This window comes from Arthrobacter sp. efr-133-R2A-120 (assembly GCF_030209835.1).
Classification (GTDB): domain Bacteria; phylum Actinomycetota; class Actinomycetes; order Actinomycetales; family Micrococcaceae; genus Arthrobacter.
The window spans coordinates 221979-235532 of sequence record NZ_JARVRF010000011.1 but is presented as its reverse complement, the minus strand read 5'-3'; the positions used below and the strand labels follow the sequence as shown (position 1 = coordinate 235532).

General features: G+C 63.4%; 9 protein-coding genes and 1 pseudogene. 4 read left to right on the top strand and 6 right to left on the bottom strand.

Translation table 11 applies throughout. The features are described 5' to 3' along the window. Positions 1-327: 327 nt before the first annotated feature. The 5 genes from QRN52_RS07840 to QRN52_RS23925 form a co-directional block, all read right to left on the bottom strand. A complete protein-coding gene (locus QRN52_RS07840; protein ID WP_284752165.1) occupies positions 328-1515 on the bottom strand; it encodes a Wadjet anti-phage system protein JetD domain-containing protein in 1188 nt (395 codons plus the stop codon). Then, complete coding sequence (locus tag QRN52_RS07835; RefSeq protein WP_284752164.1) at positions 1512-4904, bottom strand: ATP-binding protein; 3393 nt, start codon at positions 4902-4904, stop codon at positions 1512-1514. The genes QRN52_RS07840 and QRN52_RS07835 overlap by 4 nt, the downstream gene beginning before the upstream one ends. After that, on the bottom strand, positions 4901-5680 hold the full coding sequence (locus QRN52_RS07830) for a DUF4194 domain-containing protein (protein ID WP_284752163.1): 780 nt from the start codon (positions 5678-5680) through the stop codon (positions 4901-4903). The genes QRN52_RS07835 and QRN52_RS07830 overlap by 4 nt, the downstream gene beginning before the upstream one ends. Next, positions 5677-7203, bottom strand: coding sequence for a DUF3375 family protein (locus QRN52_RS07825; RefSeq protein ID WP_284752162.1), 1527 nt, complete (start codon positions 7201-7203; stop codon positions 5677-5679). The genes QRN52_RS07830 and QRN52_RS07825 overlap by 4 nt, the downstream gene beginning before the upstream one ends. A 278-nt stretch (positions 7204-7481) precedes the next feature. Continuing rightward, on the bottom strand, positions 7482-7895 hold the full coding sequence (locus QRN52_RS23925) for an endonuclease VII domain-containing protein (protein WP_350225135.1): 414 nt from the start codon (positions 7893-7895) through the stop codon (positions 7482-7484). Between the two features lie 775 nt (positions 7896-8670). Here QRN52_RS23925 and QRN52_RS07820 point away from each other — a divergent pair. Further along, positions 8671-8945, top strand: a pseudogene (locus tag QRN52_RS07820) (NAD-dependent epimerase/dehydratase family protein); the annotation flags it as partial. Positions 8946-9085: 140 nt separating this feature from the next. Here the strand turns inward: QRN52_RS07820 and QRN52_RS07815 are convergent. Continuing rightward, positions 9086-9760 (bottom strand): GIY-YIG nuclease family protein, encoded by a 675-nt coding sequence (locus QRN52_RS07815; protein ID WP_284752161.1) that lies wholly within the window; start codon positions 9758-9760, stop codon positions 9086-9088. 48 nt (positions 9761-9808) lie between these two features. On the opposite strand from QRN52_RS07815, the gene QRN52_RS07810 reads away from it, so the two are divergent. The 3 genes from QRN52_RS07810 to QRN52_RS07800 all read left to right on the top strand — a co-directional run bounded on the left by QRN52_RS07810 (position 9809) and on the right by QRN52_RS07800 (position 13187). Beyond that, positions 9809-10012 carry a hypothetical protein gene (locus tag QRN52_RS07810; RefSeq protein WP_284752160.1) on the top strand — a complete coding sequence of 68 codons (204 nt, stop codon included), beginning with the start codon at positions 9809-9811 and terminating at the stop codon, positions 10010-10012. 501 nt (positions 10013-10513) lie between these two features. Then, on the top strand, positions 10514-12358 hold the full coding sequence (locus QRN52_RS07805; protein WP_284752159.1) for a helix-turn-helix domain-containing protein: 1845 nt from the start codon (positions 10514-10516) through the stop codon (positions 12356-12358). A gap of 586 nt (positions 12359-12944) precedes the next feature. Beyond that, complete coding sequence (locus tag QRN52_RS07800) at positions 12945-13187, top strand: hypothetical protein (protein WP_284752158.1); 243 nt, start codon at positions 12945-12947, stop codon at positions 13185-13187. The last annotated feature ends 367 nt before the right edge of the window (positions 13188-13554 follow it).

The window sequence follows — 13554 nt, the reverse complement described above, 5'->3', positions numbered from 1 at the left end:
CACGTATCCCGGAGTTCAGCTGGCTCCGGTGGCCGGCCGAAGGGATAGTCCACCCATGGTCCGGCACCTTCTTCCGGGCAAGCCCGGTCAGCACCATGTGCTGAGCTCCAGCCGGCTACCAGGCGCCCTGGAGGACGGCGTCAAAGTGGATTCCGTACTCCTCGCGCCCGTCAGCGGATCTAACGTCATGGCGTACGCTGCGGTACCGGGTCTTCAACCAGCGACGTTCCTTCCTGGTCGCTGTGGCTCTGACCGCGACGGGCATTTCGGTTTGCTCATGGTTCACTCTTCCTCTTCGCTGCTACGGCCCAAGTATTCCCATGCGGGTCACTGATCGTCGCGGCTGGCCATCCTCCGGCAGACCAACTCGACTTCTTCAAGTGCCTTGGTGAGAGGGATCCGTTCCTGCTCGACGCGCCGGTGGCCAGTGTGCTGCGGATCGAGAAGACGCAGATAGACGGCCCGTTCCTCCTCGCGGAGCCTGTCCGCGGGCCTCGGAGTGCCTGGCTGGAGAATCCTGCCCGTCTGGTCCAGTTCGGTGCCGAACGGCTCGTACACCGCATAGGCATCCGGGCCCATGAGGATCGAGTCGATGTCGCGGCCGAAATCGGCACGGTAGCCATCGAGGATCTCATAGCCGTCGCGGTCCATGTCACCCCAGTAGACCAGCACGGCGGCATCCCGGATCCACGGGAACGATGCCGGCGTCTTCCCGCCCTTGCCGACCCCCTCGACGCAGATGCCGCCGGCCAGGGCCGGGAAGTGGATTGCGGTGTCCTTGTTCTCCGAGATGACCACGACCTCCGGGAGATAGGCCGGCGTGAAGCTGTCGCCGGCTGTCGCCGAGTCATGGACGCGGCGGCCGGCGGCGAGGTGCGCGGGGTCGAGATAAGTGAAGTGGATCCGGGGCGGGTGGCCCGGCAGCAGGCCGAGATCGTCGATCCCGGTGAGCGCCTGGACTCCGCGGCGATGGGATTGCAGCCACTTCGCGTGAACGCCCGGGATGGGCACCTGACGCGGGGTCACACCGAGGCGGGCGCGGGCAGGATCCGCCAGATACCAGTCCGCAACGGACACGAGCAGTCCGAAATCGACGTCCCCGTACGCGTCGAGGATCCGCAGGGTCTTCCCGACGTCAGCTAGGTGCGGATACCTATCGCGCAGGACCCCGAGCCGCAGGCGTGCCCGGGCGAGCCTCTCGGGCCAGTCCCCGCTGGCAATGGCTGCGGCATGGTCGATGGACGCGACCCGCGCATGGGTGGGTAGTGACTGCGTTGTCCCGCCCTTTGCTATGCGGTTCTCGTAGTCGAGGACCACGTCGTGCGCCCTCGCCCAGTCCTGCCAATGCACGGTCTGCGCGTGCACAGCGGAGTAGTCGGCACGAAGCTCCGATGTTGCCGGCCGGCCTAGGGCGAAAGCGTGCGGAAACGCGACCTCGTCCCCGGTCAGGTGGGTATGCCACTTCCCGCTCAGTCGACGGCGGATGTCTTCGGTGACGGCCTGCGGTGTTTTCATGCTCCGCTCCCGGCACCAGGGTCGTCGGGGAGGTCGCTGATGTAGGAGTAGCCCCGCGCGTTTTTGGTGACGGTCAGGAGCAGGTCCATGTGCGGCTCCAGCGCCGTGACCTTGTCCAGCGGGGCGCCGATGATGAGCTGGAACCCCAGGTTCTGCCAGGCCCGCACGGACCGGCCCGCGAACTCACTGTCCGCTTTCACGAACCCTTCGTCGAGGAACACCGGAGCGAACGTGGGCCGGGAGCGGGTCTCATCCCCCAGCTGATAGCGCAGTGCCGACCCGACGACGAAGGCCACCAGTTCCTGCGTTTCGCCGCCGGACTTGTCGACCAGCCAGTCGTAGGTTGCGATCTCGCGGCGGGTGTCCTTGTCCAGGCACGCTGCAGTAATGACGACGTGCTGTCGCACATCAAGGTAGCGGTCGCGCTGGGACGTCGAGGATTTGGTGTGGCCCTCCGGGATGCGGATGCGCGCCATGAACTCACTCAGCTTCTTGAACCTCGCCTCGATCTGGTCCTCGGTGAGCTCCAGGGCCAGTCCCGAGGACAGCTCACGCAGACCGCGGCGGAACCTGCCCAGGTCTTCGCTCTGAAGCCGGCGGAGGCTGATTTGAAGCACGCCACCCTTGTTCCCGAACGGCAGCGTTTCCAGAATCCTGTTGATGGGCAGGAGACGGTCTTCGATGTCGGCCAGGGCGGTGTCGAAGGCGTCGTTGAGCCGCAGCAGGTCATCGCTGGACCACGCAGCCAGTTCACGCCGCCACTTGTTGCGGCGTTCGTAAAGCCCCTCGGACTGGATCCGGTCGAGGATCTCGCGGTAACCGTCCGCCGAGTCGGCGGTGGTGCCCAGATTGTTCTCGGTCCAGTTGTTCTTATACGCCTCGAACATGGTCACCATCGCATTGGTGGCACTCTTGGCGTTGCGCCGGGCAGCCTCGGATTCCTCCCTGAGCCGCTTGCGCAGGGCGGTGATGTTCGGCTCGAACGATTCCAGGCTGGTGGCTTCCCAGTTGCGGGTGAACAGTCCGTCCAGATACTCCTGCTGGGCGTCGGTAACCGTTGCCGTCTGCTGGTCGACAATCTCGTCCACCGCGGCCTGCACGGTGTCCTGCCTAGTCACGAGGTCGCCCCAACGCGACTTCAGCTTGCCCAGGTCGCTTTCTGCCAGGACCCTGTCCCGGTTCGCCTGCCCGTGAAGGGGTCTGATGCGCTCATCCTCGGCTTCAAGCTCGTCGAGGACCGCGTTGGTGGTCCGCAGCCTGCGGATGGCGTCTTGAAGCTCTGCGATCTGCCGGTCGATCCCGAGGTGGTCGATCGCGGCCCAGGCGCTGTCCTGGACGAACAGGTGCGCTTCGCGCTGCCGCCGCAGGTCGTTGCGGCGCTCCTGGATCTCCCGGAGGGCGGCGTTGGCCCCGGCGATCTCCGGTTCCATCGCGTCCAGCAACTCCGCGATGTCCCTGAGTCGGCGTTCGTTGGAGAACCCGATGATGTTGCCCTCACCTGATTCTCCGTGGGCGCCCCGGTCACCCGAGCGGGTCTGTCCGGACCTGGTCACCCGGGACCCGGGGCCTGCGAGCCCGGCAGCGTCGGCCACACACAGGTGGTCGACGCCGCTGCCGGCTACCCGGTCCTGAACCCAGCGCGAGAACGGCGAGTCCAGGAATGCAAGCTTGCCCGAGACCAGGGCGGAGTCTCCGCGCCAGTCCTCGTGTTCGGCCAGGGTCACTGCCCGGTAGTTGATGCGCGGCCTGATCGTGACGCCGTCAATGGATGCAGAGAGCCGGTCACGGGTGTTGCGGTCGACCAGCACAGTGCGGGCCAAGCCGCCGAGGGTCGTTTCGATGGCCTTACGCCAGGTTTCCTCACCCGGAAGGACATCAATGAGCTCCGCGACGAACGGAAGATCACGCATCGGATCGAGGCCAGCGGCCGCCGCCATCTGCAGCCGGGCGTTGTGCAACCTCATCGGGACCATTCCGGCCCTGTCCTTGAGGGACGCGGCCTCCTCCGTGAGGTCCTTCCTCCGTGCCGTGAGCGGGGCAAGGTCCTCGCGGGCACGCCCTTCCTGCTCGTCCAAATCACGTTCGCGGACCTCGTAAACGGACAGGAAGTCGGCGGCCGCGGACTGCGCCTCGGCGAACTGCCCGGCGGTCTCGGGCACGACGAGGTTGATTGCCTCGGTCTTCAGCTGGAACTTGAGATTTGCCTGGTAGACCCCGTCACGGCTGCTCTCAAGGGCCGCGATCTTCTGGCGGCGTTCCTCGATCGCATTACCGCCGTTGGCGGCCTTGTCCCGGGCAATCCTCTCAAGGCGTGCCCCGTACTCTGCTTCGTCCGCCTTGGCCTGGGCGAAGGTACGGCCGGCGGCGGCATGGTCGCGGCGGTTTTCGTCCACAGCATCGTCCAGAAGACCGTGCTCGGTGCGAAGTTTCCAGAGGCGGAACGACGAGGGTCCCTCCTCATCAGCCCCGAAGTGGCGGATCATCAGTTCCCTGGCTTCGGCGTCTGCGAGCTCCGTCTGGAGCGTGGGCAGGCGCTGCAGGACCTTGACCTTGTTCGCCTCGTCCAGCATCTTCGAGTACGACGCCTCCAGGTTGGCGAAGTGCAGAAGCGCCTGGTCGGCAGCCTGGTACGTGACGGGTTCCTCCAGCACCATGGTCTTGTACAGCCCGTCAACGCGTTTGACCTCCATCCCGGCCTGGAGCCGGGCCAGAAGGCGCATGGCCTTGCGGCCGCCGTCCGCGCCGCCGATGCCGAGTCGGGTGTGGAGGGTCCCCTCGAACTCCCAGAAGGTGTTAAACGTGGCCAGCCCGGGAACGGCCGCTTTCAGGGTGCGCTTGTCGAAGCGGCTGGCGGCCAGGGGCGCGAGCTTGGACGTGTCGAAGTAGCCCTCGTAAGCGGCGAACGTCGTGGTAACGTCGGCGGCGGCGGACCCGCCGGCCTTGACGAAAAAGATGCGCAGCGCCGTGTAGCGACGGCCCCGGTCGTTGACGAAGGTTGCAGCCAGGGCGCCCCAGACCGGCGTCATGCCCGCACCGCGGAGCACCAGGTCGAGCATCTCGTCGGAGCCGTCGACGCGGTTGGCGTCCATCTTGCCGCGGAGGTAGGTGAGCAGGTTCCGCTGCTCCGCAGACCGTGCCCGGCCGCCAGCGTCGTTGGAGGCGCCGTTGAACGGCGTGTTGGAGGGCATCATGAGGGCAATGTAGGCATCCAGGACCGTTGACTTCCCGGTGCCGCTCGCCCCGGACAAGAGCGTGGATCCGGGCGAAAACCGCACCTCGGTGCGGCCGTGGAAGCCGCCCCAGTTCACCAGCTGCAGGGTCTCCACCCGCCACTGGGCATGATCAGACAGAGCTGCCGGCAGGTCCGGTATCTCCAGTTCGAGGGTCATGCGTTGTCCTTCCCCAGGACGGTCAGCAGGTCTGGTTCATCGTCTTCTTCGTCGTCGGTATCGGAGCCGTCGCCGGCGCCGTCACCGTCCTGCGCGGTGCCGTTCTGCTCCATGAGCCGCGTCCACAGAGTGCGCAGCTTCTCGACCGGCATGAGGATCTCGATGATGGGAGAGATCCGGAACCTGTCGGGATCGGCGGTCTTCAGGAGCAGGCCGGCCGTGGCCAGCCCGTCAACCGCCTTCAGCGCGCGTTTCTGGTCCATGGCGCGGTGGGTCGAATGCTCGGGGCGCTGGTCGGCCACCTCATCGAGCAGCGTCTGACGGTCCACAAAGACGACGTCCTCACCCTCCTGGCGCTGGGAGAAGAGCCTTTGCCGCAGGTAGACCATCATGATGGTCTCCTCTTTCGTGTGGGACACGTCCCGCAGCAGTGAAGGAAGAGGATCGCCCGTCTCCGAAACTGCCTGCCGTTTGAACGCGATTTGGTGGTCCCGGTCTATGAAGAGCTCGAAGAACAGCTCGTTGAGCCGGCCACGGATCACGTCGTCGTTGGCCAGGAGAACCTGCCAGTGGTCGGGGTGACGCTCCGCCGAGAGGTACCGATGCTTCAGGAGCGCATGCAGGCATCGGCGCTGGTCAGGAAACAGGATCGAGGCGTCGCTCTCGAACATGGACAGCGAGCTCTCCGTGCCGTCCTCGTCCCCGGCCGGGGGCTCATCCGACAGGAAGTCCAGAGGGTCCACGGAGTCCTCGTCGATCGCGGCGACGTCTGTCATTGGCGTGCTCCTTCGGTATCGGTGTCCTGCGTGTCCCCGGCGGGCCGGATCGTGGCGGCAGGCATCAGGAATGTGCGCGTGCTTCCGTCGGGCCGCACTGCGTACACGGCCTCGCGCTGGTTGGGATCGGCAACGGCCCCGAGTCCGGTGAAAAGGTGCAGGAGCCCGAGGATCTCGACGGGGCGGCGAAGGTCTCCGGGCAGCGAGTTGAACAGCGCCGCGGCGGACTCAAGCTCACCATTGGCGGTTTTTTCCTCTATCCGGCGGCGCAGCTGGTCCAGTGACGGGCCGCCCTGCCTACGGATGTCCTCCAGGGACAGCGCCGCGGGCGCCTCGTCAGAGACGTCCGCGAGCGGTTCGGGCGGACGCTGGCTCTCCGGATCGTAGGTCTTGAACCGCAACGCCGCTATGTCCAGGCCCGGCGGGATCAACTGGACGCCGACGTGGTCCCGGGCGCGTGCCGACTGCATCCAGGTCCGCATTTCCCGGTCGATTCCGCGCAGGACCGTGTCGAGCTCGCGGTTGCGGATGTGGTCGTAGTTCTCGATGTGTTCCCGGAGGGTGGCGGTGAGGCGCTGGCGCTGATCCAGGACGTCGGCGATGCCGCGGCGGATTATGTCCACCGCGGTGCGCATCTGGTGCTGTTCATCGGCAAGGAGACGGCTTGCCCCAGGGTGGGCCAGGATGGCTTCCAGATCGGAGCGCAGCCTTGTCAGCCAGTCAGGTTTGCGTAGGAGCTCCAGAGCGCCGGCAAAGGCCCTGCCCTCCGCAGTACCGGTCAGCAGGCTGCTTGCCTGCGCAAGGTAATCGTCGACCACTTCCCCGACGGCTCGTTCTTCCTCACGGAACCGCTTGGTGATGCCCCGGTGCATCTTCCGCACGGCCTCCTCGACCCGGCGGAAGTCGGACGGCAGGCCATCGAGCTCGCGGAGCACGTTGGAGAACTGCTCGGACAACTCCGCTTCCGAGGATTCCCGCAGCTCTCCGCCGGCGGCCAGGTGGTCGTACTCTTCCTGCAGGATCGCAATCTCTTCGGCGAGCCTGCGCTTACGCTCCTCGCGGTCCGGATTGGCCGCCTGTGCGGCATCCGAGATGACCCGCCGCATGGTTTCGATGCGCGACACGGAGACGTTGAGCTGGGATCGGCTCGCACGGATCACGTAGTCCAGGGCCTGCCTGGCGTCGCCGGTGAGCTGATAGGTTTCCTGCCCGCGCCCCGGGTCCCGGTACAGCCACCGCTCACGCACCCACTGCATGGCGAGGGCCTTGCCGCCCGCGGAGGGCACCGTGTACCCGACTGCTCGCAGCTCATCGAGGAGGGCGTCGATGCGGGTGTGGAACTGCTCGACCGGAATCGGTTGCGCATCGTCGGGGAACACGGCAGCGAAGAGAGGCATGGCGACTACCGCGGACTTGCGGTCCAGCAGTTTCAGGGTCGGTGTATTAAGAGCAGCCTCGATGCGGGCGACGTCACCCTCGATGCCAGTCGCCAGGCTCACCACCACCGCCCAAGTGCTTCGCATTGTTGATCGCCCTTTGTTAGGCGATCTTCCCGACAACTGGCCTTGCCGGTCGGAACCTCCGAAAAAAACCACGGCAGGCACCGAGCGGGCAAGAAAGCTCCCGCGACGAACGACTCTGAGTCATACAGCTTGTACATGAGGCCAGTATCTTCGGCACCACTGACATTCTTGGTGCAGCCGGGGCATGTCGCAGCCAATTAACGCCGCAAGTGGCCTCGACCGAAAGATAGTCGCTTGCGTATGCCGAACCACTTTCGGCAGATCGATTCAACATGCCGCTAAGTTGCCGCGATTCTCTTCTCTGCTAAGTAGGCCGCCACGTGATCGGCCCCCACACGCAAATACATTGACATTCTTTCCAGCAATTCTGCCCTGTCCTTGGCATGCCCAATGGCCGCATTGCAACTCCAACACAGCAGCCCCCGTATACAGAACCCACATGTCTTTTGACTATCGGAGCAGCACGAATGGTCATGATCAACCATGAGTCCCTGCCGGCCCTCTGGAACTTCCCGGCAGAGGTAACACACGCCGTTCTGCAAGTCGAGAAGGGCCCTGTAGGCCTGGCCGGTGATCCCGTATATTCGTGCCCGGCGTTCGTCGGCAACGCACGGCTTACACTGACTGCGGAGACCGTCCCGAGCATTGGAATTGGGTGGAAAGCTGTCCTCTGGCAGCCACTGCTCACACATGCAGCAGCGCTTATTGCCGTTCTCATCGCGCGCCCTGGAAGGGTACGACCTCTTAACGGCGTACAACTCAACCCCACGCCGCACCTGATCGTAATGAGTACCACAAAGTCGTATGGGGGTGAGGCTCTTGGCTTCCCTGCCGCAGTAGGTTTTAGTCATGCCCGGCGCTTCACAGGTGTGATCCTGCACGCCGCGGATCTGTTGGTGAAGTGGTTTGAGCGTCCGGTGTTTCCGCCAAAGTGCGAATCGCAGAGCGGCCCCCAGGACTGTTATGTCCCGGCTTGCGTGCACAAACACCGCCGCCTTCGTCCGCGGGTGCGCTACACGGCCGATTCCCGATAGGAATCCGGATGGGCCGCATCTCGCCGCGGTTCTCCCACTGCGAAAAATGCGCCTGACACATTGGCTGTGGCTCGACAACCTTCACGGGCCGTCCGCACTGCTCCGAGGGCACGTAAGTCGGTCCCACACAAAGGTCTTCCATGCCCTCACATTATGTGGAGGCACAGACAAATGCTGGAGAAACGATCAAATCCCCCGCCGCCGGGGGCAGTACAGATACAAGCATGGACGAAGCTTCCACCTTCCTCGCAACCCGGCGGTTCACCTCGGCTCTTTGACAAAGGTGAGCCTCGACCTGCCGAGTCATGCCAAGCGACATAGGGGGATGCCATAGCAGCCTCGAAGACCGCAGCTCGTGGATGGTAACCAACGTAAGCCTTACACGGGCATCGACGTCGGCATCGCACCCACTCCCGCGGGCGCGGAGGGCTTGAACCCGGTGGGCACGCACCCCTCCGGCCGCATCGGCGAGGGCCCCAGGGCATCCCGAACAACCTCGTCCCGTTCATCGCCCAGGTCGCCGTCGGGCGCCGTGAAAACCTGGTGGTCTTCGGCGGCGACTACGACACCCCGGACGGGACGTGCCAGCTGGACTACACCCACGCCGTCGACCTCGCGGAAGGTCACCTCGCGGCCCTGCACCACATCATCTCAACCCGTAACCCTCAGGGTAAGCCCCGTTCGGTATCCCGATGGATGCGCGGTTCGAAAGCCAGCTTCGGATGGTTTTGGCGGGAACTTCGCATCACTGCTGCGCGAAGCACATACTACTGATGGCAAAACTCCTGAGGCTGGGGCGTCCAGACTCCGTGCTGTTTCCTGTCCTACCAATGATTAGCCGCCCGACTTCACGCGATAGGAAGCGCACGCGCTATTGCCTTGTGCTTAGCACGGAGGGCCTTAAGTGTCGGGTAGTAGGGATGGTGACTGTTGCCCTGGAGGTTGAGCGGCAAATTCAGCTGCTCGATCGCGTACGTTTCGGGCAGCCAGGGCGTATCCGTCTGGACCCAGGTCACGCGGGCGTGCCGGCTCATCCACTCGTTGATCTGATGTTCGCCATGGTGCGTGAAGGTCAGCCGGTTTCCGCTGCCGACTCTGCGGAGCGCGATGCCTAGCTTGTCTGCCAGGTGGCAGCCCAGTGTCAGCCGTAGTGTGGAACCGTAGGCGTTGCCGCGGTAGTGGTATCGGATCCGGTTCCAAAGCGTCTGGGTGCTCGGCGACGCGCCATTGCGCGGCGGCTCTTTGGGCGCGATCCCGACATAGAGCATCACTCCTTCAGGGATTGCGTGGCAGTCGCGGACGTCAACACCCGGCGGCACCTCATCGAAGTACCACGCGTACACGCCGGACACCCTGGGTACAGGTGAGGATCGCTGGAGCACTTCTTCGCGGGTGAAGAGGCGTGACGGCCCCAGTAACTGTGCCAGCTCTGCGATGTACTCGTCAGATGGGTCCCGTTCCGCACTCGTCAGCGGCGCTAACCCAGCCCCCATCTCGTCCGAGAAGTCTTGTCCAGTCGTCACAGGTCAACAATGACGGCGAGCATCCCGAGAACCGTTCATCAACACGCTGTGACCCGCCAAGTATTCGTCCGTCAGATCCTGCATCAGCTCAGCTATACGCCGTCGGTCCTGATTGCCAGGCAGACGTGCTCGGGACCGATGTGGCCTGTGAACCGCTCGTTCTCCGCCATCAGCGGACGAGGGATCGACGCTGACGGCGCATACCTGGGGTCCGAAACTACGCGCCTCGGCAAGGAGCGGCAGCCTTATTGAGCCAAATGCGTGCCACCGGCTGCGGACCTCGAAGCCCGCAGCATGCTCCAGCTCGCACAAAGTGATTCGGGCGACTGCAAAGGAAACACCCGATCCGGCAGTGCGGAGAACTCCGCGATCCAACGCCTGTTGCGAAGAACGCGATACACCAGAGAGAATTCCAAAAAGTCAAGCTTTGTCAACACTAAAAAGCCAAAAGGCCTCTGAACTGCGAAAACACTGTGCCCGAGGTGGGACTCGAAACGCATTCCAACCCCTGCAAACACTGGGGAGTCCGGAAAACATCGAGAATCCGGGCCAGTCCGACCGATTTACGGCCCAGTCCGTGGCTCGAAGTGTTGACACTGTCAACACACCTTCGGTTCCCACTTTTGAATTCGCTCACTGGCACGGCCATTTTGTTCGACTGTACCGGAACAGGTTGCCTGGTCAGGCGAGTAGTCTCTCGCTCGTGAAGGGAAACCGTGAAAAACTCTAAGTGTGAAAATGGGACCTGATCGCATGGCCCAGCATATTCAAGGATGGCTGCAAGCGCTGGCCCAAATCGGCGCGGCAGTCAATCGTGGCGTTTCGCTGAGCGAACTGTTGGACCTGATCGCCGCGACGGCCTGCAAATTGATGTCGTACGACTTCTGTGCGATCTTCATCCCGGACGCGGCATCGCAGGTCCTGGTGATCGAAGGCTCCTACGGCCTCTCGGCCGACTACATCCGAGACATAAACGCAGCGCACCCGGTCCGACTTCACGGCCTTCACACCCCCACGCCGGCCGGTCAGGCGTTCGCGATGGGCGTTCCCGTGCAGATCGAAGACTTCGGAAGTAATCCGACGATGCTCACTTGGAGAGCCGCCGCAAGAGACCAAGGATATAACTCCATGATCTCGGTGCCTTTGAACACCGCCGATGAGACACTCGGTACCCTCAACTGCTACACCCGATCAACCCATCACTTCACTAAAGAAGAAGAATCGCGCCTCTTGATGCTGGCGGACCAAGCGGCAATAGCCATCACCACCAGTCGTCTGCGCTCCGAACAGGCGAAGAAGATCACGGTCCTCAACGAGCTGAATGAGTCGCTTGAGGAGCAGTACGAACTGCAAAGACAAGCCGAAGCGATCCACGAGCGCTTGACGGCCTTAACGCTCGAAGGTGGCGGAGTTCGAGCACTTGGCGGAGCCCTGGCAGAGATCCTGGATCGTCCCGTCGCTGTCTGCGAGACCAACGGAACCATCCTCTACAACACCGAACGCGACGGCGTTTCGCTCCCGGCCACCCTCCTCGCGAATGCCGACGGCCTCCCCCTCCCCGATGCCGCGTCCGCAGGCAATACCGGATTGCTGTCCGAAGTTCATCTTCCGGATCCAACAGGGACGGGGACTGTTGTTCGGGTTCCGGTGATGATCAAGGAGAAGATCGTCGCGTGGATCTGGACGAGCGGGAAGCTCTCCGAACTGCGGCCGCTGGATCGCCAGGCGATGGAACGCGCGGCGGCGCCCGTAGCCCTGGAACTCCTCCGCACCCGGACAGCGACCCAGGCAGAGTGGAGGGACACCGGCGAGATTCTCTCCGAACTCCTGTCAGGCAAACGGCGCGGCTCCACAACGTTCTTGAGCCAAGCCGCACGGCTCGGCCACGATCTGTCACTCCCCCACGCAGTCATCGCAGTCCGATTCGAATCCCGTATCGAAAGCGCTCGACCATACTGGCTTGCCGCCACGTTCGAACGGATGGCACGACAAGTCTCACCAAAGCCGCTGCTCGGATCCCACGAGGAACACATCGTTGCTCTCTGGCCGCTGGGACCAACGACGCCGATCAACGAAGTGCGAGGCATCGGCGACCAGGTCAGGCAGATTCCTTCAGTACGCAATCAAGGCACGGATCGCACACACGCTGCCATCACGGGACCGGTCACAAGCATCGCTGACTATCCGGCAGCGTTTGCAACGGCCCGCGGAGCCATTGAGCTGGCAGCCCTGCGCGAGAGTCCCCCCGGAACCCTGGTGTTGAGCGATCTAGGACTGACCGGGCTTCTGCTTCAGCTCCCGGATTTATCCGCGCTGAGCCACTATGTCGACGACGTGCTTGGCCCGTTACGTGCCAACGACTTAGCCCAAGATCCGTCGCTCCTGCCGACCTTGTCTGCCCTCATTCACAACGATCTCAATGTTCGTATGACGGCCGAGCAGCTGCATATCAAAGAAGACTTCGTCATCGAAGCCCGCCGACGGATCGAGGATCTGCTCGCAGTTGACCTTTCACGTGCTTCCGATCTCACGCGCATCTCAACGGCCATCGAAGTCAACGACGTCATCCAAGCCAGGCAGCGCACCATCGACGTCTGATCCCCGAGCGCTGGCGCATTCCCCAAATGCGCCCGTGGGCGACGCGCGGGTCACACCCGACGCCTCGGGTACCCGCGTGACGGTAAATGGATTGCATAGAGGGGGTGCTGGTTCCACCGAGGCCCCGAGCTGGCAGATCTATCGGAGGCTGACCGGTCGCGCCTCGGCGAGCAACTGATACGTCGGACTCCCCCGCGCGAAAGTTGCCGCTTTGCGGCTGCCGTTTGACTCATACTGCTGGGCGCACGGTGCCGGAGGGCAAGCTGACATGAGACACGGGCCGCCGATTGGTTATGGGCGGAATGTTCCAACGGACCCTTTCCTGCCATTCATGCATATGATACTAATTGTTTATATGCGAGATGCAACATGACTTTCCGCACCCAACCGAAGGGCTGGATCTGAATGACCGGGACTGACCCTATCCCGGCCGGCTGAAAGCGCGTGCACCAGTGGAGGGTCACGACGAAAGGGATCCATGGTACTCAATACACCTCCACCGGCAGGCCGGAAGGCTGGATTTTCCAGTCAGCTCGAACCGCAGCACCGACACAGCCTGCCGCTTAGCCGGGCTCAGCCTCTCTTGGTGAAGCGGTGGAAGTACCTGTGGCGCAAGGAATTCGTCGAGCTACGCAACGGTCTCAACGTATCGACCACCGGATGGGTTGACGACATCACCGCAGATGGCTTGACTATTTGGATCTATCTGAGCGGGGGAATGGGTCGGGTGATGATTCATCAATGCGACGGGATCGACGTCTGGCGCGTCGACTCCCGGATCCGCCAGAACCGCAGCGATCCCGCAGCGGAAAAAGCCCACCCAGCCTAGGCGCCAAGGCCTCTATGGGCATCGCCCATCCACAAGCCGCGGCGGGGCTGCAAAAGACGATCACCCGGATCGTCGCCTATCGCAACAACTGCCGCCCCGCCGCTCACTACACGCTGCCATCCGCAGCCAGGGATGACCCGAGGAGTACGTCTCAGTCCAAAGTCCTGGGAACTGAATCGGTTCGTGCCGCTCTATAGTTCGCACCCAAACCAGCAGGAGATGCCAGTGCCTATTTCGCAATCTACAAGTACCGACTGTCACGGAGAGCCCCTGCGGGATCCGACGGCAGAAGACGTAGCGTCGCCGTCGCAACAATCTCTGGACGATGAACTCACCGCAGCACCCTGGATTGGACTCCACTACAGGA